General features: G+C 33.2%; 28 protein-coding genes. 19 read left to right on the forward strand and 9 right to left on the reverse strand.

From position 1 onward, the window contains the following. The first annotated feature begins 54 nt into the window (after positions 1 to 54). The 5 genes from AAGD53_RS02960 to AAGD53_RS02980 all read left to right on the forward strand — a co-directional run bounded on the left by AAGD53_RS02960 (position 55) and on the right by AAGD53_RS02980 (position 4,583). Positions 55 to 543: a hypothetical protein gene (locus AAGD53_RS02960; RefSeq protein WP_341763216.1), complete on the forward strand. Its 489-nt coding sequence runs from the start codon at positions 55 to 57 to the stop codon at positions 541 to 543. A gap of 392 nt (positions 544 to 935) precedes the next feature. Further along, complete coding sequence (locus AAGD53_RS02965) at positions 936 to 1,379, forward strand: hypothetical protein (RefSeq protein ID WP_341763217.1); 444 nt, start codon at positions 936 to 938, stop codon at positions 1,377 to 1,379. Positions 1,380 to 1,399: 20 nt separating this feature from the next. Then, positions 1,400 to 1,984 (forward strand): hypothetical protein, encoded by a 585-nt coding sequence (locus AAGD53_RS02970; protein WP_341763218.1) that lies wholly within the window; start codon positions 1,400 to 1,402, stop codon positions 1,982 to 1,984. 253 nt (positions 1,985 to 2,237) lie between these two features. Then, positions 2,238 to 2,702: a hypothetical protein gene (locus AAGD53_RS02975; RefSeq protein ID WP_341763219.1), complete on the forward strand. Its 465-nt coding sequence runs from the start codon at positions 2,238 to 2,240 to the stop codon at positions 2,700 to 2,702. Positions 2,703 to 2,735: 33 nt separating this feature from the next. Then, on the forward strand, positions 2,736 to 4,583 hold the full coding sequence (locus AAGD53_RS02980; protein ID WP_341763220.1) for a phage terminase large subunit family protein: 1,848 nt from the start codon (positions 2,736 to 2,738) through the stop codon (positions 4,581 to 4,583). Between the two features lie 17 nt (positions 4,584 to 4,600). On the opposite strand, the gene AAGD53_RS02985 is transcribed toward AAGD53_RS02980, so the two are convergent. Further along, positions 4,601 to 5,092 (reverse strand): hypothetical protein, encoded by a 492-nt coding sequence (locus AAGD53_RS02985; protein WP_341763221.1) that lies wholly within the window; start codon positions 5,090 to 5,092, stop codon positions 4,601 to 4,603. Between the two features lie 351 nt (positions 5,093 to 5,443). Between AAGD53_RS02985 and AAGD53_RS02990 the strand changes: the two genes are divergently transcribed. Continuing rightward, positions 5,444 to 5,632 carry a hypothetical protein gene (locus AAGD53_RS02990; RefSeq protein ID WP_341763222.1) on the forward strand — a complete coding sequence of 63 codons (189 nt, stop codon included), beginning with the start codon at positions 5,444 to 5,446 and terminating at the stop codon, positions 5,630 to 5,632. Between the two features lie 168 nt (positions 5,633 to 5,800). Here the strand turns inward: AAGD53_RS02990 and AAGD53_RS02995 are convergent, their stop codons facing one another. Then, entirely contained in the window at positions 5,801 to 5,890 is a 90-nt protein-coding gene (locus tag AAGD53_RS02995) for an ATP-binding protein (protein WP_375331066.1), read from the reverse strand. A 148-nt stretch (positions 5,891 to 6,038) separates the two neighbouring features. Here AAGD53_RS02995 and AAGD53_RS03000 point away from each other — a divergent pair, with 148 nt between their 5' ends. Together AAGD53_RS03000 and AAGD53_RS03005 are read left to right on the forward strand one after the other, a co-directional pair. Then, positions 6,039 to 6,524 (forward strand): helix-turn-helix domain-containing protein, encoded by a 486-nt coding sequence (locus tag AAGD53_RS03000; RefSeq protein ID WP_341762723.1) that lies wholly within the window; start codon positions 6,039 to 6,041, stop codon positions 6,522 to 6,524. Positions 6,525 to 6,544: 20 nt separating this feature from the next. Then, positions 6,545 to 7,042 carry an IS630 family transposase gene (locus tag AAGD53_RS03005; protein WP_341762877.1) on the forward strand — a complete coding sequence of 166 codons (498 nt, stop codon included), beginning with the start codon at positions 6,545 to 6,547 and terminating at the stop codon, positions 7,040 to 7,042. A gap of 144 nt (positions 7,043 to 7,186) precedes the next feature. On the opposite strand, the gene AAGD53_RS03010 is transcribed toward AAGD53_RS03005, so the two are convergent. Then, complete coding sequence (locus AAGD53_RS03010) at positions 7,187 to 7,372, reverse strand: hypothetical protein (RefSeq protein WP_341763223.1); 186 nt, start codon at positions 7,370 to 7,372, stop codon at positions 7,187 to 7,189. Here AAGD53_RS03010 and AAGD53_RS03015 point away from each other — a divergent pair. Genes AAGD53_RS03015 through AAGD53_RS03025 form a run of 3 tightly spaced genes read left to right on the forward strand, consistent with a single transcriptional unit; the run spans position 7,365 to position 10,609 of the window. Further along, positions 7,365 to 8,531, forward strand: coding sequence for a tetratricopeptide repeat protein (locus tag AAGD53_RS03015; protein ID WP_341763224.1), 1,167 nt, complete (start codon positions 7,365 to 7,367; stop codon positions 8,529 to 8,531). The genes AAGD53_RS03010 and AAGD53_RS03015 overlap by 8 nt on opposite strands. After that, positions 8,531 to 8,764: a hypothetical protein gene (locus tag AAGD53_RS03020; protein WP_341763225.1), complete on the forward strand. Its 234-nt coding sequence runs from the start codon at positions 8,531 to 8,533 to the stop codon at positions 8,762 to 8,764. The genes AAGD53_RS03015 and AAGD53_RS03020 overlap by 1 nt, the downstream gene beginning before the upstream one ends. 33 nt (positions 8,765 to 8,797) lie before the next feature. Beyond that, positions 8,798 to 10,609: an AAA family ATPase gene (locus AAGD53_RS03025; RefSeq protein ID WP_341763226.1), complete on the forward strand. Its 1,812-nt coding sequence runs from the start codon at positions 8,798 to 8,800 to the stop codon at positions 10,607 to 10,609. Between the two features lie 240 nt (positions 10,610 to 10,849). Here the strand turns inward: AAGD53_RS03025 and AAGD53_RS03030 are convergent, their stop codons facing one another. Next, positions 10,850 to 12,292, reverse strand: coding sequence for a recombinase family protein (locus tag AAGD53_RS03030; protein ID WP_341763227.1), 1,443 nt, complete (start codon positions 12,290 to 12,292; stop codon positions 10,850 to 10,852). Positions 12,293 to 12,650: 358 nt separating this feature from the next. On the opposite strand from AAGD53_RS03030, the gene AAGD53_RS03035 reads away from it, so the two are divergent. Beyond that, a complete protein-coding gene (locus tag AAGD53_RS03035) occupies positions 12,651 to 12,860 on the forward strand; it encodes a hypothetical protein (RefSeq protein WP_341763228.1) in 210 nt (69 codons plus the stop codon). A gap of 163 nt (positions 12,861 to 13,023) precedes the next feature. Here the strand turns inward: AAGD53_RS03035 and AAGD53_RS03040 are convergent, their stop codons facing one another. Then, on the reverse strand, positions 13,024 to 15,258 hold the full coding sequence (locus AAGD53_RS03040; RefSeq protein WP_341763229.1) for a tetratricopeptide repeat protein: 2,235 nt from the start codon (positions 15,256 to 15,258) through the stop codon (positions 13,024 to 13,026). Positions 15,259 to 15,776: 518 nt separating this feature from the next. Here AAGD53_RS03040 and AAGD53_RS07735 point away from each other — a divergent pair. Next, the gene (locus AAGD53_RS07735; RefSeq protein WP_375331554.1) at positions 15,777 to 15,869 is read left to right on the forward strand and encodes a type II toxin-antitoxin system RelE family toxin; all 93 of its coding nucleotides are present in this window, start codon (positions 15,777 to 15,779) and stop codon (positions 15,867 to 15,869) included. Between the two features lie 80 nt (positions 15,870 to 15,949). On the opposite strand, the gene AAGD53_RS03045 is transcribed toward AAGD53_RS07735, so the two are convergent. The 3 genes from AAGD53_RS03045 to AAGD53_RS03055 all read right to left on the reverse strand — a co-directional run bounded on the left by AAGD53_RS03045 (position 15,950) and on the right by AAGD53_RS03055 (position 19,048). Next, a complete protein-coding gene (locus AAGD53_RS03045; protein ID WP_341763230.1) occupies positions 15,950 to 16,837 on the reverse strand; it encodes a HEPN domain-containing protein in 888 nt (295 codons plus the stop codon). 270 nt (positions 16,838 to 17,107) lie between these two features. Continuing rightward, the gene (locus AAGD53_RS03050) at positions 17,108 to 18,169 is read right to left on the reverse strand and encodes a zinc-dependent alcohol dehydrogenase family protein (RefSeq protein WP_341763231.1); all 1,062 of its coding nucleotides are present in this window, start codon (positions 18,167 to 18,169) and stop codon (positions 17,108 to 17,110) included. Positions 18,170 to 18,232: 63 nt separating this feature from the next. Further along, on the reverse strand, positions 18,233 to 19,048 hold the full coding sequence (locus AAGD53_RS03055; RefSeq protein ID WP_341763232.1) for a hypothetical protein: 816 nt from the start codon (positions 19,046 to 19,048) through the stop codon (positions 18,233 to 18,235). A gap of 245 nt (positions 19,049 to 19,293) precedes the next feature. Between AAGD53_RS03055 and AAGD53_RS03060 the strand changes: the two genes are divergently transcribed. Both AAGD53_RS03060 and AAGD53_RS03065 read left to right on the forward strand, forming a co-directional pair. Then, positions 19,294 to 19,458: a hypothetical protein gene (locus AAGD53_RS03060; RefSeq protein WP_341763233.1), complete on the forward strand. Its 165-nt coding sequence runs from the start codon at positions 19,294 to 19,296 to the stop codon at positions 19,456 to 19,458. A gap of 165 nt (positions 19,459 to 19,623) precedes the next feature. Further along, entirely contained in the window at positions 19,624 to 20,730 is a 1,107-nt protein-coding gene (locus AAGD53_RS03065; RefSeq protein WP_341763234.1) for an IS1634 family transposase, read from the forward strand. Positions 20,731 to 20,755: 25 nt separating this feature from the next. Here the strand turns inward: AAGD53_RS03065 and AAGD53_RS03070 are convergent. Next, positions 20,756 to 21,597 (reverse strand): IS5 family transposase gene (locus tag AAGD53_RS03070; RefSeq protein ID WP_341762384.1). Its coding sequence is split into 2 segments (ribosomal slippage): positions 20,756 to 21,225 and positions 21,225 to 21,597, totalling 843 coding nucleotides; the frame shifts between segments, so codons are not numbered across the junction. Positions 21,598 to 22,408: 811 nt separating this feature from the next. Between AAGD53_RS03070 and AAGD53_RS03075 the strand changes: the two genes are divergently transcribed. The 4 genes from AAGD53_RS03075 to AAGD53_RS03090 are packed head-to-tail and all read left to right on the forward strand — an operon-like array spanning position 22,409 to position 26,249. Next, positions 22,409 to 23,263: an SDR family oxidoreductase gene (locus tag AAGD53_RS03075; RefSeq protein ID WP_341763235.1), complete on the forward strand. Its 855-nt coding sequence runs from the start codon at positions 22,409 to 22,411 to the stop codon at positions 23,261 to 23,263. Positions 23,264 to 23,272: 9 nt separating this feature from the next. Further along, on the forward strand, positions 23,273 to 24,283 hold the full coding sequence (locus AAGD53_RS03080; protein ID WP_341761268.1) for a polysaccharide biosynthesis protein: 1,011 nt from the start codon (positions 23,273 to 23,275) through the stop codon (positions 24,281 to 24,283). After that, complete coding sequence (gene wecB, locus AAGD53_RS03085) at positions 24,276 to 25,403, forward strand: non-hydrolyzing UDP-N-acetylglucosamine 2-epimerase (RefSeq protein WP_341761267.1); 1,128 nt, start codon at positions 24,276 to 24,278, stop codon at positions 25,401 to 25,403. The genes AAGD53_RS03080 and wecB overlap by 8 nt, the downstream gene beginning before the upstream one ends. Positions 25,404 to 25,436: 33 nt before the next feature. Further along, positions 25,437 to 26,249, forward strand: coding sequence for a 2OG-Fe(II) oxygenase (locus tag AAGD53_RS03090; RefSeq protein ID WP_341763236.1), 813 nt, complete (start codon positions 25,437 to 25,439; stop codon positions 26,247 to 26,249). Positions 26,250 to 26,253: the final 4 nt, after the last annotated feature.

A 26,253-nucleotide genomic window follows, 5' to 3' on the forward strand; every position in this document is an offset into this window, starting at 1 on the left:
TTTTTGCTTCTGCTGGCAAAGTGAATCTGCAATAATTTTTACAAGGTAACAAACATGAAACATCATAAAACTGAAAGAACAGAATTAAACAAATTCGACAAAAGACCAATAGCTAGGTTTTATCGCTGTTGGCTGGAGGATGAGGCAAATGGAGTAGCAGAAGGTAAGAGGCATGGGATCAACCATGAGCAGTTTAGGGTAGCTGATCGCCTAGCTTGTAATTACCAAAGAACAACCATGTTTGGTGGTAGCGGTATAATCCAAATTGAGGCAAACAAAGACTTTAGCAAAATGCTGGGGTTGGAGAGGCAAGTACAGGCGGCTCGCATTCATCAACGAATATTTGCTAAGCTTGGCAGGAAGTCACAGGAGATAGTTGAGCATTTTTGCTTACTGGAGCTGCCGTTGCGGCAATTTGAACTAAAGCAAATACCACAGTGGTCTAAAGGTACGGGCAGCACTAGATTACGTGAGGCACTAGATGATTTGATTGAGGTTTATCGGCAAGAGGGGCTAAAGAATTCTAGCAAAAGTGTAACTTAAAGTAACATTTTTTGCCTTGAAAGCAGTATAACTCTAAGGGTGAGTAGTAACTTGCAGTAACTTTTAGTTTTAGGCTATTGCAAGCTGGTAAACCTTAGGGTATAATGAAAGGTAATAATGGGATAGTAGGTTTGGTAGCTTGGCGTAAGGGGAAAGAGGAATAAATGGCAGTAACAAGAGAAGAAGAGACAAAGAAGATGGCAAGAATTTTGGTAAAATGTAACTTAAAGTAACATTTTTTGCCTTTAAAGCACCATAATTCTAAGGGCGAGTAGTAATTTATGTAACTTTTAATTAAAAACTATTGCAAGCTGGTAAACCTTAGGGTATAATAAAAGGCAATAATGGGATAGTAGGTTTGGTAATTTGGCGTAAGGGGAAAAGAGGAATAAATGGCAGTAACGAGAGAAGAAAAAACCAATAGCAAACTGCAGCAATTGTTAGCACCAGTAGCGATTAATGCAGATAAACTTGATGTAGAGGCGGTGGATGTATCAGGTTTTGAAAGTGGTATTTTTACGGTAATGGTAGGAGCAGCTAACGTGAATCCGAACGATGACAGGCATGTACAAATCAGGTTGCAACATTCAAACGACAATGTTAACTTTACTGATTGCCTTGATACAGAGATTATAGGAGCTGTGCTTGGGGAAAATACTGGCACTTTTGCTTACCTTAAAACTAGACCTGATGATACTACTGCTTTTATGGCAGGTTATATTGGTGATAAGAGGTTTGTAAGACCAGCAATTAAAGTAACAGGTGACCTTGGAGATGGGGTTTTAATGGGTGTTGCTGCAATATTGCACGGTTCTAAATATCGTCCGGTAGTTTAAAAATTAGAAAGGTTGCAGTTATGAGTTTTACTATTGATGTGAAAAGTGATATAAACAAGATAGCCCGTTATATGGATAATATCGAGAAGAAACAGCTACCATTTGCAGTTAACTTGACTTTGAACAAAATAGCATTGCTCGTGCAAGAGCAAATCTGCAAAAGAGTACCAATCATATTCAATAACAGCAAAAAATGGTGGGACAAACACCAAAGAACTGGTATCAAGGTGGCATTTGCTAGTAAATATGCCTTAATATCTGCTGTGTACACTCAGGCTCATTTTGCCTACATTCAGGAAGAAGGTGGAATTAAAGTGCCATATCGTGGCAGTATGATTGCTGTACCAACCAGTAATGTACCAAAAAAGCAAAGAAGTTCAAAAGCTTTGAGAGATCAACAGGGGAATAGAAGTATATTTAAACTTGGCAAATCTATTTATCGTAGAGTTAGTAGTCAAAGATTGGAAAGGTTATATGGTCTAACCCATGAAGCTAAAGTTAACCCAAGGTTTGGGTTTAAGGCTACAGCAGTTAATACTTTTAATAGCCGCTTTGATAAGGTGTTTACGACTTCTTTTAACTTTGCCTTAGACACAGCAAAATAAAGGAGACAGAAGCAATTTAACAAATAGTATGGAAAAAACGAAACGAAACAAGGTACTTTCTAGGCTTGTCGAACCTGGGTGACTGACCACCCCGACCCTTGCCTAGCGATAAAAATTTTTGGTATATTTCGTTTCTTTTAATTTAACAAAAGCTCTGTAACCCCTTAAATATAAAGCTCTCACATTTTACCAATTGTAGTAAAAAACGAAATAAGCGAAATATAAAAATATAATTAGTTTAGTATTTAGTTTAATGAATAACCATAAAGTATCAGACATTGCCAAAGCTTTGCAATTAAGTGAACGTAGAGTGCAACAATTGGTTAAGGAAGCTATACTGCCTGCTCCAGTAGCTGGTAAGTATGATTTAGCTGACTGCATAAAGTCGTATGCACGGTATCTTGAATCAAGACCAGTTGGCAAAAATACCTCTGATAATTTAAACGCCCAAAAACTACGCTTACTCAAGGCTCAAGCTGATAAAGCAGAATTAGAAGTACAGATACTGGAAGGCAAATACTTAGCTAGCAGTGAGGTGGAAATTCATTGGTCTAATTTGATCATTGCCTTTAGAGCTAGGATGCTGAGTCTTCCAAACAATATAGCTCGGCAAATAATAGTACTTGATAATGATTTTGCAGCCATTGTGCATTGCTTAGAGGCGGAAATACATAAGGCACTTTTGGAACTAAGCAAATATGGGACTGTTGTAAACTGATTCAAAAAATTTTTATCTTACAACAATCCCATTATGCCAACGAGCCAAATAATTTGGAGTCAGATTACCAAGAAAATAGCCAAACTAGTAGCACCACCACCAAAGTTAAGCGTAAGTCAGTGGGCGGATAATTATCGTAAGCTGTCAAGTGAGTCTTCGGCTGAGCCGGGTAGCTGGCATACTAGTAAGACTCCGTATCAACGTGAAATCATGGATGCAGTAAATGATCCAAAGATAGAGATGATCGTAGTAATGTCATCAGCACAAGTTGGTAAAACTGAAGTGATCAATAATATTGTTGGCTATCATATTCATCAAGACCCAGCACCAATGCTAATAGTGCAACCTACTGAAAAGCTGGCAGAAAGCTGGTCAACGGATCGTTTAACTCCTATGCTGCGTGATAGTGAGGTATTTAAGAACTTAGTCAAAGACCCAAAAAGTAGAGATTCCGGCAATAAGATATTATACAAGCGTTTTCCGGGTGGACACATTACCATGGCTGGTAGTAACTCACCTTCTTCACTGGCAAGCAGGCCAGTCAGGATTGTGCTATGTGATGAGGTAGATCGTTATCCTGCTAGTAGTGGTTCAGAAGGAGATCCAGTTAATTTAGCCAAGAAAAGAGCCACAACTTTTTGGAATAGAAAAATTATTTTAACTTCAACTCCAACTATCAAATATTTTAGCAGAATAGAACTGGCTTATCTGCAAAGTGATCAAAGACGTTATTATGTTCCATGTAAATTATGCGGTGAGTACCAAACCTTAAAATGGTCTCAAATACGATGGCCTAAAGACAAACCTGAAGAAGCACATTATATTTGTGAGGTAAATGGCTGCATTCTGCACGATAATGATAAAATGTCGATGCTACAGCGTGGTAAGTGGATATCTGAAGCTAAAGGAGAAAGTAACAACATTGCTGGTTTTCATATAAGCGAGATCTATTCGCCTTGGGTTACTTGGGCTAGAATGACGGCAGAATTCCTGAAAGCGAAAATGATGCCTGAAACCTTAAAGACTTGGGTTAATACCAGTCTTGGTGAAACTTGGGAGGAAGGAGGAGATAAGGTAGATGAAACTTCACTATTGTCGAGAAAAGAAAATTGGGGCAATGTTGTACCTAACGGGGTTGTTATTATTACTGCTGGTGTAGACGTACAAAATGATCGACTTGAAGTGGAAATAGTTGGTTGGGGTGTAAAAGAAGAAAGCTGGTCGCTTGATTATAGAGTAATCTATGGTGATCCTGCTAGGAGTGAGATATGGGATGATCTTGATAATATCCTAGAGCAGAACATTAAACACCAAAGCGGCATTAACCTTAGGATTGCCTCAGTTTGTGTTGATTCAGGCGGTCATCACACCCAAGCAGTTTATGCTTACTGTAAGAAAAGACAGTTACGTAGGATATTTGCCATAAAGGGTTCATCAATAGCAGGTAAAGTCTTGGTTAGTAGACCATCAATTGCCAATAGAATGCGAGTTAAGTTGTTTTCCATTGGCACTGATACAGCCAAAGAAATGATCTACAGCCGATTAAAGATTACTGAACTAGGACCGGGATATTGTCATTTCCCAATAAATTATGACGCGGAATATTTTAAACAACTAACGGCAGAGAAAATCGTTACTTATTATAATAAAGGCTTTCCAACTCGCAAATGGGAGAAGCCAGCTGGTAAACGTAATGAGGCACTTGATTGTAGGGTTTATGCCTTAGCAGCTTTGTACATACTAAACCCAAATTTAGAACTTTTAGCAAATAAAATGCTTGAGCAAACAGCAAAAGTAGAAGTTAAAGAAACTGAGAAAAAGCTGAGTTTAAACTTTATCAAGCCAATCAGAAAAACAACTAGCTTTGTCAAAAATTGGTAAATTTAAATCCTGAAATATTATGCATTGCCGCCTTTATGTAATTCTTCATCATCGAAATCTATTGTTGCTTTAGCAGCATGCATTATAACGTTAAAATATGAGAAGCAGAATTTTAATAAATAATGCTCAGTTATTATGTTAGTTGCTAAAAAATTATCAAATTTATCTTTTTCAGTATTGGCAGTATGCAATATATTTTCTTGAATATAAAGCCTATTAATCAGCTTAGCTTCTAATAAAGTAGTAATTACCACCCAAGTTACGAAATAACAAATATTACCAAATATACTGTCATCGATGATTAGATTGATAGGACTATTATAATTATTTTGTTTGCTTACTGTATAAATTAATTCGCGAAGTATACTGTCATCGTATTTATTTGGTGCGTCGATAATTTTTATTATTGTAAAATTATTTTCCTTACAAAAATTGATCAAAGATTGCCTTATGAGTTCAAAACGGGCATGTGATGAATATAATAAGATAATGGCTTGTTGGTTGTTCATATGCGATCCCTTCTCTAATGTTTTAATAATTAAGAGTTTTGATCGCCAAAGATAAAATGATAAAAGAAAATTTTATAGGTTATATATATCTTGGCGATCGGGGGTTCGAAAAACCGCATAACACAGCTACAATAGCCTTTAGGCTTGAGATTTACACCCCAAGCCTTGAACATAGCTATCATCACCCCGATCATGTAATCGAGGAACATCATTTTTACGGTTGATGTTTTACCGGTTATGCTGGAGGTTTCGATACCCCAAAGTAACTTTGCAGTTACTTCATTTTTAATTTCAAACTACAGTTAGCAAAAGTCAATAATAAGTTTTTTCAATTACTAATTATATCTTACGGTGATTTCTGAACCAACATCATTTACTGCAGGTGAAACTGTCGAATGGCAACGATATTTAAACAAATATCCTGCTAATGAAGGCTGGAATTTATCTTATAGCTTTCGTAATTATACCACTAGTTTTGACGTTGCTGCTATTGCTGTAAATTGTAATCAGGTTTTGCCCCCTTTAGAGCAAAGATTGTAACGAAAATTGATCCCTTTAAAAAAGTAATAATATCTCCAAAAAAGTGGCGTGGCGATCCAAATAAACAGCAATTATCTTTTATCTAAATTTTAGATGAAAATAAATTATTGTCAATAAACGTTGAAAAATGACCCGTTTAGCGAGCAATATTGTAGAGGGTAAAATTAGTTATTTTCGTTTTCTCATACGATAACTTTCGTTACCAATTTTTATGATGTTACAGTTGTGGCAAATTCTGTCAAGTAATGCTACCGTCATTTTATTACAACCAAAGACTTGTGGTCATTCTAGGAATTTGTGACATATAATACTAATTCCCTAATTTAAATTAGTATAAATAGTAGAAAAAAGATGAGATTATGTTATAATATTCCAAGTTTATGAATAAATTAAGGAAAGGAATATAATGGGATGTCATCAAAGATTAATAACAGAAGAGTTATACCAACGTGCTATTGAGCAACTTGCAAGCATGAACCGAGATAATAGAGTTGCTATTAGACTTATGGCTATAATTGCTGCTAAAGAAAATGGTGTTGGTGTAGTATGTAAGGTATTTAATATAACAACCAATACGCTTAGGAACTGGGTAAAAAGCTTTGCTCAAGGTAATGATAAAAGCCTTGAATATAAACAAGGTAGAGGACGAAAAAGTAAATTAACAAAAAATTGTTGTGAAGCAATAAATAAATGGTTACAAGACGATTGTAACATGACAATAAAAAATATCATCATAAAACTTAAAGAAAATTTGGAGATTGATGCTAGTAAATCGGTTGTACATAGAGTATTACAGAAACTTAAATTTGCATACATTACCCCAAGACCAGTGCATTACAAACAGAATAAAGAAACTCATGAAGGGTCTAAAAAAAACTTCAAGAAACAATAACAAATAACCCTAGCAGTTACTTGTATTTCTTTGATGAATCACGTTTTGGGACTCATTCTAAATTAGGTTATGGTTGGTTTCGTAAAGGTAGCAGAACTCAAGTTAAAGCCAAAATGGGCTTTCAAAATTTCTATGTTTATAGTGCGGTTAACCCAATCACAGGTGATGATTTTACTTTAATGATGCCAAATGTCAATACCGTTTGTTTAAATATATTTTTGGCAGAGATGTCTAAACAGATAGGAGAACAAAAAGCGATTATTGTTATGGATTGTGCTGGATGGCACAAAGCTAAAGAGCTAATTATTGCAACAAATATAGAAATTCTTTATTTACCCCCATATTCTCCTGAATTGAATCCGACAGAAAAATTGTGGCAATATTTAAAGTCTAATACTATAAAGAATAGAGTATATGACACAATCGAACAACTAGAAATAGTAGTATGTTCCTGCCTTAAAAATTTAAGTGCCTCACTAATTAAATCGATTTGTTGTATGAATTATTTGCTAAATTAAATTAGGGAATTAGTATAATTTTATTAAAAGTTTTAAGGATATTGAATCTATAGAGGATAGCATATCTTTAGTAGTTACCCATGTATCACCAAATAAAAATATTCAGAATATCAAAGAGTCTATAGATGCAATATTAAGAGATAATCAAATATTAAACGGTATTCCAGGAGCAAAAGAAAAGTGTAAAGCACTGATTAATAAGCTTAAAGATAATGGTTCAATACATCTATTCCATAGACCAAATGAAGAAGGTGAGTTAGCTGTACCTGACTTACTTGCGGCAATAGACACATCATCCAAATATTCTGACGCTAAAGGTGATATGGTCAATATAGCTATTTCTAAGAAAGCTGTGGAGTGTTCATCTCATCTGTTAAACACTGCCAGTAATAATTTTAATCAACTATTAGAGGTGATAGTTAAGGCTGTTGGTAATGCAACTAAATGCTCAGATGCTAATTCACTCAATGCATTTTCTGAGAACTATCATCTTGTCAAAGATTGGATTCCATCATCAATTCATTACAATAACCTACTGCCAAGGCATAATAAAGATGAATATTTTTCAGAGCTGGACTTATTATCAAAGTTGCAAAAAGTACTTAACTGTGAGCAAATAGTAAGCATACCAAATGCCATAATGATCTTGCAGCAAGCATTAGAGATTTTTGCTGAATATGCTGAACCGGGTAATGTTCAGCTTCAGCATCAGATACAAGGCTATGGTTATTGCTTACAGCAGCAATATGAATATGTGAAATTCTTTGCCAGCGTCTGTGGAGTTGAGTTACCTGATCATGCCAAGATTGCAGCAGAGTTAATAACGGCTTGCCATGCTAAAGTAATAGAAAATCTTGAGTACCAAGTTAGTAGTTTGCCTATTGATGAAGACAAACTTGACCAAGTTTATTATCATAAAGCTATAAAGTATCTAGAGGATTATCCGGACTCTCCTGCCTGCAAGAATCTTAAGGCTATAGCCTATAGTTGCTTAGCTAGTATCGCTGAACAGAATGGTGAAAATGAGGCATTGGCTTACTATGTAAAAGCTATAGAGGCGAATAGTCATCTACCAAAAATATATGAGAAACTTGGTCAGCTATTTTTTAACAAAGGTGAATATGCTAAAGCGATTGACTGCTATAAAGTAATTAATAATGCGGTTAGGATAAAAGAATGTTTTAAAGCATGGCTAAAACAAGATGCAGAGAATCCTGATATAATGCTAAAGCAGGCTGAGTATTTTGAATCTGTAGGGTTATTTGAGCAAGCTAAAAAATATTATTTCAACGCATCTAGCATAAGTAAGGATGACAATTTTAAGGCTGCAGCCTACAAAAAAATTGGTAATATTATGGCTAATGTTGTTGCTCAGGGGCAGGATTTTATCACTAGAGCAGATGAGCATGATTTTTACAATTATGACCTAGTAGATGCAGCATTTACCAGCAAATTACTTGGTGACTCAGGTTCAGAATGTGATTTGTAATGCTAAAAGATTGCAAAGCAGTTTTGTTGCAAATATACGTTTTACCAAGTCCGTTGGGTTTTTTAATTCGTAATGGTAGCTATGAGAAGACAGTAATTGATGATGATAATCGTAAGTTGACAGTAGAAGTACCAAGAGATCAAGAAGGTTTGATTTCAATATTGATAAAAAATAGTATTATTAGCAAAAATTTTACTAATAATCTATTAGTGGATAATAAAACAGGTGTATAATGGTATTATAGTTAGTAGAAAATCGTAAAAACAATGACAGAAAAAAAGAGTAAAAATAATATTAATTATCAACCAAAGATGTTAGTGGGTAGTGATGACTTCTATGATCTGCTCATTAATAGCGATATATTCGTTGATAAAAGTCTAATGATCAAAGAATTATTAGAAGATAGCGGTAAGGTTATCCTAATCGCTCGACCAAGACGTTGGGGTAAAAGCCTTAATATGGATATGCTCAAGAAGTTTTTTGAAATAGAAGTGGATCAGGACGGCAAGCCTTTACCACTAGAACAAAAGATAAATAACAAATTATTCCTTGGAGGTACAGTAGATTTAGGTTTTGATGAAACTAAAGAGTTAAAGTCCTTAAAAATTGCAGACATAGCAAGTAGCATGAAACGCCAAGGTCAATATCCGGTTATTTCTATAAGTTTCAAGGATGTTAAGGGCAGCAGTTACCAAGACATTGAGAACGGGATAAGAAATCAAGTTATTAAGTTATTTGTAAAACATCGTTATTTAAAACATTATATAGCAAAAAATAAGAATTTACTGGATGATGTACAAAAGGAACAACTAAAACGATATTTTACAGGAGAATTTAATAAAGACGATCTTAAAGATAGTTTAGGCTTCTTAAGCGAACTATTGTTTAAACATTTTAATCAAAAAGTATACATATTAATAGATGAATATGATACACCAATTAATAATGCATATTTAGAACTTGGACATAAAACAAAAGAGTTTGACCAAATTCTTAAGCTATTTAGAGGAATACTTGGTAGCAGTTTGAAAACGAATCCCTACTTAGAGAAAGGAGTAATAACTGGCGTCTTGCGTATTGCTAAAGCTAATTTATTTTCTGATTTAAATAATGTTACTGAATATACCTTACTTGATAAAAAATTTGCTAAGTTTTATGGTTTCACTCAAGCAGAAGTTGATGAGCTATTAACCGTTGTCCCAACCAAAACAAATCCTGAGGAAATTCAAAATTGGTATAATGGTTACACCTTTGGTGGAGAGATCATCTACAATCCATGGTCAATTATGCAATGTCTTGCACGGGAGGGCGAGCTTGATCACTATTGGCTAGATAGTGGTGGGACTAGCATTATCGATAAAGTTTTTGTATCAGATGAAATACAAGAAGATCTAACCAAGCTGTTAGAGGGAGAAGGTATAGTAAGGAAGTTGTATAAGCAAATTTCTTTAGAAGAAATTGAAGATAATCAAAATATATTTTACAGCTTATTATTATTCACTGGTTATCTGAACGCAACTCTTGCTAATGACAATAAAGAAGACCCTAGATATTGTTTAACCATTCCTAATAAGGAAGTACGCAACATCTATGTAGAAAGGGTAATAAAATGGCTCACTAAAAAATTAACCATAAAAATGAATGAATATGATAATTTTATTGGTTTATTGATTACTGAGCAAATCAGTGAGTTTGGAGAAAGATTACAAGAGTATTTGTTAAGATCAACTAGTTATCATGATTTAACGGAGGAAAAGGACTACCATAATTTAATAGGAGGGTTGCTTGCTCCCCTAGTCAGTCAATATATGATAGAATCAAATAAGGAAACTGGATATGGTAGATGTGATCATATATTAATCCCTATAGCTGGACTTAGAGATAACGCACTAATTATTGAATATAAAATAGCTAAACCTGCTGAAAATTTAGAATCCATTGCAAAAACAGGCTTAAAGCAAATTATAGATAAACAATATGATGCTAAAGTAAAAGGACACAAACATGTCAAGAAGATTGTAAAAATCTCTATAGCCTTTTGTGGCAAAAAAGTAGTGCTAAAATACCAAATTGATTAAGAAAAATATTGCATACATAAATTCTTTACCCCTATGACTAAAATTTACTCTTTAGGTTATTTGGGGCTAACTATAAAAGTCCTGTTAAGGCTAGAGCTTTGTTATGATTAGGCTTTAAAGGGATTTGCAAAAATTCTAACCTAAACTGGTAAAAAGTTCTCAACGTATACCATGCTCCCCGCCACTGTAGTACAAGTTGTCGTTTTTTCAAAAATATCGAACGGGAAACGTAGAGAGGTCTCAAGTTTTTTGCCCCTGACGTTTAAGGTTCTGAAATACGAAATTTATCATTTTGCGTTTTTGAGGGCTTTCAGAACCTTTAAAAGTTTCATAGGCCTCAGATGCTAGAGTTATTAGCGTTGTAGCGGTATCAGTAAATTTATCGTCTGCTTCATCATAAGTTTTTAGTAAACGATCAATTTCATATTGACGATCTTTTAATTGTTGTTTTTTTCTTTGAAATTCTTCTGTACTAAGTTCTCCATTGAGTCGCAAATCTATTAATGAATTTAATCTATTCTCATTTTCGGTATGTTCTTTCTTTAACATAGAGGTTGCTTGGTCATGCTCAGTTTTTTTTAGCTCATTAGTGTTTCTTAGGTATGCAAGGGTCTCTTTTAGCATTTCCGGGTCTCTTATACCTATTCTTTTAAAAACCTCTTCTATTTGCTTTAAAACCTCATCTTCCCTTATATATATTTTCTTGTCTAAGTTCTGTGGATCCCAAGTAGCTAAATATGTCCATTCATCCACTTTACCGTTTGGATATGTTTTACTATGAATTTCAGATGTTACCATTTTGCCAGTTACTGCACAGGTGATTAATCCTCTAAAGAGAAAATCTTTCCCACCATATTTGAATGGCTTCTTCTTCCAGCCTAAACGTACATCTTTACATGCCATAAAAATCTCTCTTGTTATAATAGGTTGATAACCATGTGACCACATCTCTCCTTTTACTCTCATTTCACCGTAATAAAATGGTTGTTGTATTAAACGATGTATAACAGTTTTATTTAGGTGACAATTCTTTTTACTTCTTAAGCCTAATTCTTTAGCCATGTTTACCATAGACCTAAGAGTATAGACCCCGCTCGCATATTCTTCAAATAGTTTTTTGATAATAAAAGCTCTAGACTGATCAAGAATTATTATACTATTGCCACTTGCGTCTCTGCTATTTAGATACCCAAGGGGTGCTGGATCTATCCATTGTCCTTTACGTAATTTATGATCTAGACTCCTTTTAACGTTATCACTTAAACTATCAACGTAAGATTGTGCCATTAATACGTTCATCCCCCACATTAGCCTTGCATGGGATTGAGAATCTTTGTTTATTACATAACCTTCTGTTCTAAAGTGTAATTCTATTTTACCAGCTTTTATTGGTTCTTCTAGTAATGAAATTTCTGAGATTCTTCTTTGAACACGATCTACTTTATCAGCAACTATAGCAATTGTTTCTCTATGGCTTTTAGCAAACTTGATCATCTCTTTAAATTGTTTGCGATCACCTCTACTTGAAGATTCGATAATTTCAAAAGTTTCGATAACTTCAAGATTTTTACGTTGGCAATATTCTACTAATCTATATTTTTGAGCTTCAATTGAATACCCTTCTTCTTGCTCCCTTGTTGAAACACGAACTAAAATTATTGATTTTGTTGCTTTGTCTGTCACATTTTTTTAGCATTAATAATTTTTGGTTATTGTAAAAATAATTGTTTTAACTCGTAGCAGGAGTAACTTTATCAAGTGGTTTATCATAGATACCCCTATTTATTATTTTAAGGCTATTACACGGCTTTTTAGTATCATTATGGTATAGGAAGTTTTTTGAATTATTACGCTCTAAGTCTAAATATGGGTCTTTTTGATTTATTATGAGTTTGCTTTAAAATAGATAAGTTAAAAACTTAACCGAATACCACTGTTTACATCGATCTCCTTATTGATATTCTGTATCAGATATGATACAATTGAGTCATAACAAATAAATCTTATGGCAGCTAAACGATTATTATAGCACTTAACATATATGTTCATATTAGGTAAAAGAGATTTTGTATTTGAGGCAAGTTATAGAACGTTAAAAATAATGTATGAATCCCTATCTAAAGTAGCAAAAGGTCTTATTATAACTAGTCTAGAACTTCAAGAGGACAAAATATTAGCTAAATTAGCAGATGAAAGGATGGTAATACTAAGGAATGGATTAGTCATACGGACACTTGGAAATAATGTATAATCTTCTCTATTCAGATCAAGTTATATACAAAGATATCCCTAAGCTTTCTACACCAGTTAAATCTTTAATTTAGAAAAACAAGCAAAAAATCTAGGATATACTTTGCTAAAAATGTGAAAATTTAGCAGATTGATTGATTTGTTTCCTAGAAGAACCTTAATGCTTAATTGTTCTTGACCCACAAATCCATGTTATATTGTTTGCAATATTCAAACATATCAACTGTATTAAGGTGGTGTATGCCAAATTCCTTAATTTGTGGCTTGCCAAAAAATTTGTAATTATATAAATCTTTGCTTTTACAGGCAGTTTTTGCTCCATGATTATACAAATAACTCATTTGGGCAACATTTTGACTTCTATCTCCATATAAATAATGATATATAACAAAAGCTTTTTTATAAGATTCTATAGCTTGATTCAGTTTATCTTGAGCAAATAAAATATCACCTTGTACTACATAAGCATCTGCTAAATAACGATTTTTAGAATAATTTGTGTTCTCTGCATTTTTCTTGTCTTCTGCTAAGAACAGGAGGATAGCATTACTAATATATTCATAAGCTTGATCTACTTTACCTAAACCTAATGCACTTCTTGCCATTATTGCATAAATATCTCCATCTTCATACTCATTGTGTATTGAGTTATATAATGATTGAACCTGAGTATAAGCTTCTTGATATCTACCCAAAAAATTTAACATATATGCTCTATACATATAAATTGTAAAAGCGTATGAGTCATTAATATTATGACCATTTTTTATAAATATTTCAATAACTTTATCTACACACTCTAAAGCTTCTTGATAGTGACCTTGCATCTCAAAGAATGAAGCTTTTATAATATATAGTGTATATATTTCATCTTCTTGTATTACTCTTGATTTTACTAGCTTTTCTATCTTTTTTAAAAGTTCTTCAGTTATTTTTATTTCACCTAAGAATATATAAGTCATAGCTAGATTAGAGAGAAGATTTAATTTAATAGCGTAATAATCAGCTTCATTATCAAGCTTATCTAGAATATTTAATGCTTTGGTAAAATAAGAAATTGCTGTGTTAAAATCCATTAATATTGTTTTATAATACGCTCCCACTATTCCTAAGTACCTAGCATAATAACATTTTTGAGATTCAGGCACTTGCCATAATTTAAATTCCTTATTTTTCTCTTTTTGATAAAACCAATCAAACATTTGTTTGACTTTGTTGGGGTAGGTGTTTGCGTGTAGAGCAAATAACTCCACCCTTAAGATAAGTATTGCGGATAGATTAATATTATATTTTTCAGAATTATTTAGAAGGATTTCTAAGTTTTCTGGTATAGTTTTGGTGCTTTTCCACAAATATCCTGAATAAGGACCTTTAAATTTAGGTAATTTGTTAATAATATTTTCTAAATATATTTTATTATTATCACCATTTAATTCCATTATTTTATTGCTGATTATATCATGCATTTCAAAAATAGGATTATCCTTGTTAGGATCAATATTACTGATTAGCATAAATTTAGATAATTGATATATATCATCATCTAAAGTATTTGTATTATCAGTAATGATGGTAAGCAGCTGTTTTGAGAAACTTTGATTATTGAGTAAAGCTATTTTATTAAGTAAACTTACTGCACTAGGTTTTAATTCTTGAATAGCCATTTTAATATTTGTTGTTATTTTATCAGTTGATTGATAGATTTTCTTTTTATATTCCTCTTTATCTAAACCTTTAATTTTGTTAAGTAATTGAGTTCCTTGCACTATCAATATTGGATAACCACTAAAAGATTGCGTTAAAAATTCGATACTGTTTTTATCTTTATTATCCAATAAGTTATTAGCTAAAGCTATAGTAGTAGACTCATCAAGTATGGGCGTTGCTATAATATTAGGTAACTTTTCATTATCTTGCGAACAAAACACGACATGACCATTATGTTCCCATTCAACTAAATCTTGCACTTGCTTATTTTCATTAACTTTTAAATTATCAAACACTAATAACCATTTATTAGTAGGGGTTAAATATGATATTACTGCTTTTTTTGCCAAAGCAACTTTTTCAGATATATTAGTTTGTTTAACCATATTAAGTTGCTTGGCTAATTTTACAAATTGTTCATTAAGGTCTAAGTTACAATCAAAAAACCAAATTATATCGTAATTATTTTTATTCCCATAACCATACATCCTAATCAGTTGAGTTTTACCTATACCACTAGTACCAACTATACTTGCTTGTCTATATTTACTTAAATATTCATCAAGGATTTTAAGTTGTTGCTCATGATTGACAAAATAACTAATAGGGGTGATTAAATTAAATACTTGTTCTTGAGCAAAAGTATTACTATAAATAATTAGTAATATGAATAATGTTAAAAATTTTTTCATATAATGAGATTGTTGAAAAATAAATTATCCGGCTTATAGACAAGAAATCAAGCAATTTACCCTATAGCCCTGATGAAATTCGCTGGCTTACAAACTTATACTTATCATACCATCGACTTCTAAAGAGCCATTGCTACATTCAGTTTTTTCGTAAGCTAAGGTTCGTCTTATTTACCATCAATATTATCATTTTTCGCATATTCCGGATTGGAATTTGTTAAACTTTTATTACCTATAATGTCATTTCATCAATTATTTGGAGCAGTTTTTTAACTACAAACTTTACTCTCGGTATAATCATTACCTGAACTGAGTACTGCAAATACCACCCTTGCTAGCTTATTAGCTACCGCGATAACTGTTTTATAACCATTTTTCTCAGATAAATTAAACATCCACTCAGTAAAACTTATTAATATCGGGGTTAAAAGATAACCATTGAAAAAAAGCTATTATCTGATCCGATAAAATTTGGTAAACCTTTAAAACATAGCTTCAAAGATTGCCGTTCCCTCAGAATTGGTGATTATAGAGCGATTTATCAAATAGTAGATACAGCAATTAATATACTAGTAATTCAACACCGCAAAGATTGTTATAATAATTCATAACAACAAAACTACTATACCCCAATATCCTCAAACTTACAGGTCATTGTGTTTATAGACTTACTTTGTCTATATTAAGGAGCTTAAATTACCTCTTTATTAATCCTTTCCAAGCAAATTTTTTCCGTCACTGTTTTTAATTTTTTAACTCTATCAATAAGGTAAAGTAGCTGTTCTTTAGTTATTCTATAATCTTTGTTATAGCGAGCCTCAACATAAGCCTGTTCAAGTAATCTAAAACATTGCCTTTGCTCAACGCTAGAATGAGGAAATATCTGCCATAATTCTTCATTGTAATTTCCGGCTATACTACCTAATTTTCTTATATCGTGTAGTTTAGGTTTATAGCCAGAAAAGACTAATAGGATAGCATTATAAAAACACTCAGTAGCTTGGTGTAACTCAAAAGCACACTTATTAAAGCTATTTCTTTGTAAAAATATATTACTTGCATCTATACACTCTACACCTCTTTCAAACCAGTATTCATAATCTTCTTTAGCTATTTGTCTTCTTTCTCCCCAGGGTAAGTTTTTAGCTTCCGCCAGCTGAAATTCACCGCTATCATATAAGAGAATTCCTTCTTTTTTTATATCAGAAAAGAAATAATGCCCTTTTTCAAGCTGAGTATTTACCGTCTTAATTGATTCTAGCACCAAAGTTACCCATAACTCAAAAGGACTTCTTAATGATTTTTTTTCCAACCTTCTTTCTATTTTATCTTCTATTGCTAACCCGGCAAGACCGGCATGTTTGCCTTTCTTCATGACTAACATAATATCGAGATCACTTTGATAGCTATAGGTAATATGACCTTTTTTATACTCATCTTGTACCCAATCGCCTCTAGCGTAAGAGCCAAATAAAATAATCATCGCAATCTTATGCTTTGATACAGCGAGAATTTCTTTGACGATATTATCAAGTCTTTCTTGAATTATCAGGGAGCGTTCAGGTAAAACAGTTTTCATATATTTGTAATGCAGCTATCTATAATGTAGATTACTACAATCGGCATAGATATTGCAAAAAGAATTTTGCAAATTCACCTATATACAAGAAATCTTTTCTATAACATTTAAGATTTCATTTGAGGACCGTGATATTGTTGCAAGCAAAACATGCTCTTTTCTAGTGTAATAGATACCTTTTTAATTGCATCAATATTATTTACTATTTGTAACAAGGTCTATGAATTACACAAGCCCAAACTCCCTTATGAATCATATACTTCATAGTTCTCACCAACAATAGTACATGCATTTTTCTGCGGTATCGCTACTTGTATTAAGCTCAAAATTAAGTAGGATTTTACCATTTCTTCCCTCGGATTCTGCAATAGTAACAGCTTCTACAATTTGATCTATATTGTACTCAGTATCTATAGGCATTTTTATATCTGCCATAACAAAACTCTCTATCATTTGTTTAAATATTTGCTGTCTATAGCTTACTGGTTCACTATACACCCAATCTCGTAAATGATAAAATTCAAATTGTACATTTTTCTCCATTGCGTCAGTAAAGAAAAAGGCTGGAAGTTGTTGCCCAGACATTAAACCATATTGCAAAAATTTACCACCAGGATTAACTGCTTTTAACAGTGTTGCTCCTGCATCACCACCAATTGCATCTAAAGCATAATCAACCCCTTTGTTATTTGTAAATTTTAAAATAGCCTTAGTAATATCTTCTTCGTTTGAGTTAATCACTTTCTTCAAACCAAGTTGTTCCAGTTTAACTTTATTCTCAACACTCCTTACAATTGAAATCAAATCAAAACCCAAGCTTTTAGAAAAACCAGCAATAATATGTCCACAAATTGAATTTCCAGCATTTATTACAAGAGTGTCACTTTTATCAATTTTTAATTTATCAACTAATATTAACCAGCAAGTAAGAGGGTTAATATATAATTGTGCTGCTGTTCGATTATCAATTTCATCAGGTATTAAAACAGCTTCTTGAGCTGGAATAATGTTATATTCTTGCCAAGTACCTTTTCCTTTTAATGCCAGTATCCTTTTACTAATTAGGTGATTATTATTAGCATTACCAGCAACACGAACAGTTCCAACTCCTTCAAAACCAGCTATTTTAGGGAACTCTACTCTGTCAGGATATCTTCCTCTAATAGTTAGTAAGTCCGAAGGATTAATAGCACATGCATGCATTTGAACTAATATTTCATTATCCTGAAGTGTTGGTATTTCTAATCTAACAGTTTTTAATACCTCAGACGGATTACCAAACAAAGTATACATGACTGCTTTATAGGTTTGGGGTAGGTTAAAATTCTTCATAGTCAATTTTTCACTCCATTTTCTATTTAATCTCTAAATTTTAAAAGATGAATATTTTTAAAATTATACCTCCAGTTTTTTGTTGTGGCTTTCTAGAGTCTCAATTAACAGCTCTTCTACTTGATAACTAATATTTTCATTGTCAAAATCTGTGAAATCTATTATTATTTTGCTTGTAATTTTATTATTAAACTCTAGAAGTTCCACCAGTGTTATTGCTCCATTATCAGTAATATTGTTATAGCTAAGGTCTATTTGGTTGATGGTTCTATTAGTTTCCAAAGCTTTAACAAGCTGGACAATCCCAACATCACCAATAATATTATTATTGAGACATATTTTCTTTATAGTGTTATTATTTTTTAGAAATCTTGCTAGTATGATTGCTCCTTTATCAGTAATATTATTGCCACCAATATCCACTTGCTTTACAATTTCATTATTTGTTAGAACTCCTGCCAGTATATCCGCTCCCTCATCACCAATATCATTGCCTCTAAGACTTATTTGCTTTATGGTTTTATTATTTTCTAGAAATTCATCTAGTATGATTAGTCCTTGAACCCCGATATTATTATATTCAATATCTATATTAATCAAACTATGATTATTCTCTAACAGTTCGATAAGCAGACTTAGTCCCTCAAGGTCAATATCGTTGTCGCAAAGACGTATTGCGGTTATAAGCTTATTATCTTCTAAAACTTTGCCAAGTATTTCAATTCCTTCTAAACCTATACGAACTTCGATAAATTCTATATAAGTTATATTATTGCTCTGCAAAACTTCTCTAAGTATTTGTGCAGCAATATTAGTGATATTATTTATTTTTTCATTTGTTGAATGATTTTGTTGTTGATCTTTGATATTGCTCGTCATACAATTAACCCCTATTTTGGTTATAGAGAATAGACACTGAGGTTAGATTTAAAAATTTTGCGATTGTTGCTTCTAACCTTGGTGCTTAACACCACACCACGTAGTGTCATCTTCACACATATCTTTATTAACCCGAGAAGTACACCTTTTTGCTCACAATTAGTGATTTTTTATAAAATTTATTATTAGTAGTGTTGAACTAGAGACAGTGACTAAAATTGTTAAATTCTTCTACCGTACTAGTTGTGCTAGATACCTCACTATCTTGCTTACTACCATTTGCCAAAATAGTTAAATTTTGGACAGGATTTTCCTTAACATTTTCTGTTGCTAAATCTTCTGCTACTAATTGTTTACTTATCTCTCTTAATTTTGGATTTGCTCTAATCTTTGCGGCATTTTCTTCCTGACTTCCGCAGATTTTTTGATATTAGTTGTTATAAGTGGCATTAGTAAGGAGGTGAAGTGGTACTCTCGTTCTATTGTGCCTAGTAGATATTTTATTATTGACTTTAACTGCGATGTTGTTTATTATTTAATTAATTGAATATAGCCCCATATTTTATAGCCCTAATATGTACATACGTCGTAAAAAAAGTCCTAATAGTCCAAGGCAATCTATCCAAATAGTAGAAGGTTATCGTGATAGTAAAGGTAACGTCAAACAGCGTATAGTACGTCATTTAGGAGTCTTCGTAGATGAAGTAGAAGAAGCTAAATTAGTCGCTTTAGCACAGGATTTGATTGCCAAGATTAAAGCTGAGAGAGAAGCTGCAACTGGGCAGGGGAATTTGTTTACTGATGATACTAACGAGGTTAAAAGAGGTCGTCCAACTAACAAGCTGTTAAAAGATATTCTACCTGTTAACGAAGTAAAACTAAATGAGGTTGTAGAAGTCAAGCGAGTTGTTGAAGGAGTGCATCAAATAGGGGGGCATGTTTATGATCAAATGCATTTTAACCAGTTACTAGCAAGGAAACGTGACGCTGGGATGCTGAAGGATTTAGTGTTAGCCCGTATGGTAAGACCAAATAGTAAAAAAGGGATAGTTGAGTATTTAAGCGATCAATTTGACAGGCATCATGATCTAGATGCTACTTATCGGATGATGGACAAATTACATGAGCAAATACCTAAAATTAAAGAATTATGCTTTAAAAACACCCTAACCCTGATTCCTAATAAAGAGATTAGCCTAGTATTTTTTGATGTCACTACACTATACTTTGAATCAGTAGAAATAGATGAGCTAAGAGCCTTTGGCTATAGTAAAGATCATCGCTTTAATACTACGCAATTAGTTCTTGCCCTAGCAACTAATGAGGATGGACTGCCACTGGGGTACGAATTATTTAGTGGCAACACTGCAGAAGTTAGTACGTTAATTAAAGCAATAAATAGCTGGCAAGCGTATCTTAAAGTTAAAGATGTCTGTTTTATTGCTGATCGTGCAATGTTTAGTAAAGCTAACTTGCAAGCTCTCGATGAAGGTGGTTATCGTTATATTGTGGCAGCAAAGCTTAAAACACTCAAGAAAGAAAAGAAAGAAGAAATATTATCAGAGGAAAACTATAAGCCTACTGTTATAGGCAATGATCTTACTTGGATTGCCGATCTAGAGCATGATGGTAAACGTCTAATTACCAGTTATAAATCTAAAAGGGCTATTAATGATGCATAGGAGCGACTTAGAGCTTGTCCGCAAACTAAGTAATAGAAGTAATCCTACGAAGAAGTAATCGACTCATAGCCAAAAAAATTATATTTTCACTAGAATCAGTAAGAAAATCATATTCCTTGGAGAGCCTTCTATTTCTATTTATCCAAGCAAAGCTTCTCTCAACAACCCATCGCCTTGGCTGTACTTTAAACCCAACTTCCCTTGTTGGCAATAGTTCTAGTGGTGTATTTTTTGGTATCCAAAATCTGCACACTGGGCGTTTAACAATTTCTAAATCTATGTTATACTTTTCCTTAATGAGACCCTTTAAATCTTTAGACTGATACCCCATATCAGCCCACATTTGTTTAATAGTAGTGTACTCTTTTTGCATGTTACTGAGTAGCACTGTAGCTCCGTATCGATCATTCTCATTCGCAGAACCGACATAACAACCTAATACAAAGCCTTGTGTATCGGTAATAATATGCCTCTTTCTGCCCTTAATTTTCTTAGCTCCATCATAACCTTTAGCTCCCCTTTTTCTGTTGTCTTGACAGACTGACTATCTATTATGCAAGCACTAGGATACTCATTTCTACCTAATTTTCGTCTAACATCCTTGATAAGTTCATGGTTCATACGTTCAAATACACCTTGCTTCTTCCATCTTCTAAATTGTTCATATACTGTCTTCCAAATTGGAAAGTCATGCGGCATATATCTCCACTGACACCCAGTACGTAATACATAAAAAATTGCATTCAAAATCTCTCTTTTGCTATGTTTTAAAGGTCTACCTCCCTTTACATACGATACTTGAAACAAACCCTCTATCCTTAACCATTCTTCATCTGTTAAATCTGTTGGATAATTTTTTCTGCTCATTCTTTTATACTTCTTACTAATAATACTTTGTTCACTTCATCATACCTTAATTTTAGTTTGCGGACAAGCTCTTACTTGGCAATTCAGGTTCAGAATGTGATTTGTAATGCTAAAAGATTGCAAAGCAGTTTTGTTGCAAATATACGTTTTACCAAGTCCGTTGGGTTTTTTAATTAATATCTGTTAAAACCCTAGTTTAAAAAAAGACCTTGAATTAGGTTCTTATATCTTAAAAACATGTTATAAGTAGTTATAAGAGGGTGACTTGATAGGTTCTAGACAGAAATAGTCGTTCACAGAATAAGTACCCTCTTACAAGGTTTGCTTTGAACAAATTACAGAAGGTGCTTGAAATACAGTAGCCTTGCACAATAAGAAGAAGGAAGATTATATCATGAATAAAATAATAGGTCTAGATGTAAGTAAAAAATGCCTTGATATATGTGTATATATGCCAAATAATAAACCAATATGCTTCTGATACTGTCTTAAGAGTCAAGGATTAAAATAGGATTAAAGATAGAATTATTTTTAATTACTCCAAATCAGGTACTTATAACACCTCTCTTCCTTAAACTCTAGTTTCGAAATAGGGCTATTGCCTCATTACAAATCTAACTACTCAATAACCGTTGCTTCATCCATTCTCCAACTGTTCCAATGGCTTGTATAGTGACAATTAAAATTACCGGATGGCGACAATATGACAAGATTTGGAAAAGTTATCTATTTTAAAGAATGAGTTTGGTGATATAATAACGTAACCTCATGAATCCTAGCAAAAACTGAATAAAAGCTTGAAGAATAATCTATGAAAATATTAATCCTTGGTATAACAGGCATGCTTGGCAATGCCATGTTTAGGTTTATGGCTGAAGATCATAACCTTAACGTTTACGGGACAGCTAGGAATAATGGTGCTTGCCGTTATTTTTCTGAAGAGTCATCTAAACAACTCATTGCCCCAGTAAATATAGAAAATCATGATTCTCTTATTAAATTATTTGCAACAATTCGACCTGATGTGGTAGTAAATTGTATTGGGCTAATTAAACAACTAGAGGATGCAAATGATTACCTACAAGCACTATCAATTAATGCTTTGTTTCCTCATAGACTTAGTATAATATGTCAAGCTATAGGCTCTCGTTTTATACATGTTAGTACAGATTGTGTATTTTCTGGGTCTAAGGGTAACTATACAGAGAGTGATTTTGCAGATGCTAATGATCTCTATGGTCGTTCAAAGTTTTTAGGGGAAGTAAGTTATCCTAACACTATAACACTTCGTACTTCAATTATCGGACATGAGTTGTCGGGAGGTAAGAGTCTCATTGGCTGGTTTCTTGCACAAAAAAACCAAGTTAGAGGGTTTGTTCAAGCCGTGTTCTCTGGACTTCCAACTATTGAATTAGCAAGAATAGTTCGTGACATCGTTATACCGCGACCCGATATGTGTGGACTTTATCATGTCGCAGCAAAACCGATCAATAAATATGATTTGTTAAAACTTGTGGCTAGTACTTATAAAAAAACAATCGAAATAATTCCATCTAATGAACTGGTCATTGATCGCTCACTTAATGCCGAGCTTTTTAATAAGGCAACGGGATATGCACCGCCTGAGTGGTCAGAGTTAATTCAACGTATGTATAAATTTAAATAAAAGGTAAGAATGTTTGTTAATAAAATTTTAATGATTACTGGAGGTACGGGGTCATTTGGTAACACAGTGATGAAACGATTACTGGAAAGTGATATTAAAGAAATTCGCATATTCAGTCGGGATGAAAAAAAACAAGAAGATATGAGGATTGCTTTCAATAATCCAAAGCTTAAGTTTTATATTGGGGACGTAAGAAATTATGATAGTATTTACTATGCTATGAAAAATGTTAATTATGTGTTCCATGCTGCAGCCTTGAAGCAAGTCCCATCATGTGAATTTTATCCGATGGAAGCAGTACGGACTAATGTACTGGGAGCTGAAAATATGATGAATGCAGCTATTGCCAATGGTGTTGAGCGGGTTGTGGTACTCAGTACTGATAAGGCGGTATATCCTATCAATGCCATGGGTTTATCAAAAGCAATGATGGAAAAATTGTTGATAGCTAAAGCTCGAATGAGTTCTAAAGGAGATACCATCCTGTGTTGTACTCGTTATGGTAATGTAATGGCTTCCCGGGGTTCAGTAATACCTCTTTTTGTTAATCAAATTAAAGAGGGGAAACCGCTAACTATTACCGACCCAAATATGACACGTTTCTTAATGTCACTTGAAGATTCTGTAAATTTAGTGTTATATGCTTTTGAACATGGTCAACAAGGTGATATTTTTGTGCAGAAATCTCCAGCTTCAACGATTGAAGTATTAGCTCATGCTATAAAAGGATTATTTAATGCTAATAATGAGATTCGTTTAATTGGTGTGCGTCATGGAGAAAAGATCTATGAATCTTTGATTTCTTGTGAGGAGATGGTTAAAGCTGAAGATTTAGGAAATTATTACAAGATTCCTGCTGATAATCGTGATCTCAATTATTCAAAGTTTTTTGTAGAAGGAGATCTAAACGTTGCTTCTCTAACTGACTATACATCATCTAATACAGAAAGATTGAATATAGAACAAGTTAAAAAACTTTTACTAACACTTGACTTCATTAAAGAGCAACTTAATGCTTAAAGTAATGACCATTATTGGTACTCGCCCAGAACTTATTAAAATGTCTAGAGTAATTTCTGAGTTTGATGAGTATACTAACCATATTTTGGTTCATACAGGGCAAAATTTTGATTATGAACTAAATCAGGTTTTCTTTGACGATCTTAACATTCGTAAACCAGATTATTTTTTAGAAGCTGCTGTTAGTGGTAATGCAACACAAACCATTGCACGCATTATTGAGAAAACTGATGAGGTTTTAGGAAAAGAACAACCAAATGCATTGTTGCTTTATGGTGATACGAACTCCTGCCTTTCAGTTATCGCAGCCAAAAGGCAAAAGATACCAGTTTTTCACATGGAAGCTGGCAACCGTTGTTTTGATCAAAGAGTACCAGAAGAGCTAAATCGTAAAGTAGTTGACCATTTAAGCGACATCAATATAGTTCTAACTGAACATGCCCGTCGTTACCTTATTGCCGAAGGTGTATCGCCAGAGCGAATTATCAAGTCTGGTTCGCATATGCAAGAAGTGTTAGGTTATTTTATGCCTAAAGTGCATCTATCAAATGTGCTAGATAGGCTAGAACTTCAAGCTCATCAATATTTTTTAGTCAGTATTCATCGTGAAGAGAATGTAGATGTGTCAGCCAATTTACAGGACTTACTTAATACTTTACAGATGTTGGTTAAAGAATATGATATGCCCGTGATTGTATCAACACATCCTCGTACACGTCAGCTGTTAGAAAAATTAGGTATTAAAGGTTTGGATAAACAAATTCGGTTTTTAAAACCATTCGGTTTTCTAGATTACATCAAATTGCAAATGGAGGCTTTTTGTATTTTATCTGATAGTGGTACAATTACTGAGGAAGCTTCTCTTCTTAAATTACCAGCAATTACCATTCGTAATACTCACGAAAGACCTGAGGGTATGGATGAAGGTGTTTTGATAATGAGTGGTCTTAAAGTAGAAAAGGTTCTAGATGCTGTGCGTATTGTAACCAAACAACATAGTAAATATAGTCATTTACAAACAATCGTTTCAGATTATAATGCTGGCTTAGTATCTCAAAAAATACTCCGTATCGTTTTGAGCTACGTGGATTATATTAATAGAGTTGTGTGGTTTAAGTGAATTAGTACCACCTAAATGTACATAAAGGTTTGTATGACTAGAATATCTCAGGCTAATTTGCCTTGTCGGTTCTCTCAATCTCAAATGAAAGAGTTTGCACTACTTGCAAGCAATAAGATTATTGATGCAAAAAATAATGGTATGTATTATCTTGAGCCATTTAAACACCTAGTAATCGATAATTTTTTACATGCTGATTTAGCTCAAAGTTGTTTAGATAATTTTCCTTCCCCTAATGAAGATATATGGGATAGAAGCTATGATGAAAATATTGAGATAAAACAAAGGACTATATGGAAATCAGAATTTGATATACCGGAAGCTATTGTTGATACTATTCGTTTGCTCAATTCGTCTATATTTCTTTTAGCCTTATCAGAGACTTTTAATATTAGAAAACTTGTGCCTGATCCATATTTTACTGGTGGAGGGCTTAATGTCACAATGCCAAATGGTTTATTAGATGTACATGTTGATGGTAATTATCATGATGCAACGGGACTTAATCGTCGTATGAATGTTATTATATATTTGAACCCAAAATGGCAAGAAGGATGGGGAGGAGAATTTGGAATCTATAGTAATAATGGCGAGAATTGTTTAAAAAAGCTTGCTCCATTATTTAATCGTCTTGTTGCATTTGATACGCACGATAAAAGCTATCATGGTTTACCAGATCCATGTAAATTTCCAGAAGGTGAATATCGTAAATCGATCATTTTATATTACTATACAAAAGCCCCTCGGGAATCTATTAATAATATTATTGACAAACCTCATAGAGCTCTGTGGAAAAAACGTAATTTTACTGATAAGGATGGTAATATTATTAGAGAATATAGCTGAGATT

Source organism: Candidatus Tisiphia endosymbiont of Melanophora roralis, from assembly GCF_964026575.1.
Taxonomy (GTDB): Bacteria; Pseudomonadota; Alphaproteobacteria; order Rickettsiales; family Rickettsiaceae; genus Tisiphia.

Bases quoted from the DNA above. Each gene is read 5' to 3' on its own strand.
- AAGD53_RS02960 (WP_341763216.1), top strand. From the start codon at position 55: ATGAAACATCATAAAACTGAAAGAACAGAATTAAACAAATTCGACAAA.
- AAGD53_RS02965 (WP_341763217.1), top strand. From the start codon at position 936: ATGGCAGTAACGAGAGAAGAAAAAACCAATAGCAAACTGCAGCAATTG.
- AAGD53_RS02970 (WP_341763218.1), top strand. From the start codon at position 1,400: ATGAGTTTTACTATTGATGTGAAAAGTGATATAAACAAGATAGCCCGT.
- AAGD53_RS02975 (WP_341763219.1), top strand. From the start codon at position 2,238: ATGAATAACCATAAAGTATCAGACATTGCCAAAGCTTTGCAATTAAGT.
- AAGD53_RS02980 (WP_341763220.1), top strand. From the start codon at position 2,736: ATGCCAACGAGCCAAATAATTTGGAGTCAGATTACCAAGAAAATAGCC.
- AAGD53_RS02985 (WP_341763221.1), bottom strand. From the start codon at position 5,092: ATGAACAACCAACAAGCCATTATCTTATTATATTCATCACATGCCCGT.
- AAGD53_RS02995 (WP_375331066.1), bottom strand. From the start codon at position 5,890: ATGACGGTAGCATTACTTGACAGAATTTGCCACAACTGTAACATCATA.
- AAGD53_RS03000 (WP_341762723.1), top strand. From the start codon at position 6,039: ATGGGATGTCATCAAAGATTAATAACAGAAGAGTTATACCAACGTGCT.
- AAGD53_RS03015 (WP_341763224.1), top strand. From the start codon at position 7,365: ATGGTCAATATAGCTATTTCTAAGAAAGCTGTGGAGTGTTCATCTCAT.
- AAGD53_RS03020 (WP_341763225.1), top strand. From the start codon at position 8,531: ATGCTAAAAGATTGCAAAGCAGTTTTGTTGCAAATATACGTTTTACCA.
- AAGD53_RS03025 (WP_341763226.1), top strand. From the start codon at position 8,798: ATGACAGAAAAAAAGAGTAAAAATAATATTAATTATCAACCAAAGATG.
- AAGD53_RS03035 (WP_341763228.1), top strand. From the start codon at position 12,651: ATGTTCATATTAGGTAAAAGAGATTTTGTATTTGAGGCAAGTTATAGA.
- AAGD53_RS03040 (WP_341763229.1), bottom strand. From the start codon at position 15,258: ATGAAAAAATTTTTAACATTATTCATATTACTAATTATTTATAGTAAT.
- AAGD53_RS03045 (WP_341763230.1), bottom strand. From the start codon at position 16,837: ATGAAAACTGTTTTACCTGAACGCTCCCTGATAATTCAAGAAAGACTT.
- AAGD53_RS03050 (WP_341763231.1), bottom strand. From the start codon at position 18,169: ATGAAGAATTTTAACCTACCCCAAACCTATAAAGCAGTCATGTATACT.
- AAGD53_RS03055 (WP_341763232.1), bottom strand. From the start codon at position 19,048: ATGACGAGCAATATCAAAGATCAACAACAAAATCATTCAACAAATGAA.
- AAGD53_RS03065 (WP_341763234.1), top strand. From the start codon at position 19,624: ATGTACATACGTCGTAAAAAAAGTCCTAATAGTCCAAGGCAATCTATC.
- AAGD53_RS03075 (WP_341763235.1), top strand. From the start codon at position 22,409: ATGAAAATATTAATCCTTGGTATAACAGGCATGCTTGGCAATGCCATG.
- AAGD53_RS03080 (WP_341761268.1), top strand. From the start codon at position 23,273: ATGTTTGTTAATAAAATTTTAATGATTACTGGAGGTACGGGGTCATTT.
- wecB (WP_341761267.1), top strand. From the start codon at position 24,276: ATGCTTAAAGTAATGACCATTATTGGTACTCGCCCAGAACTTATTAAA.
- AAGD53_RS03090 (WP_341763236.1), top strand. From the start codon at position 25,437: ATGACTAGAATATCTCAGGCTAATTTGCCTTGTCGGTTCTCTCAATCT.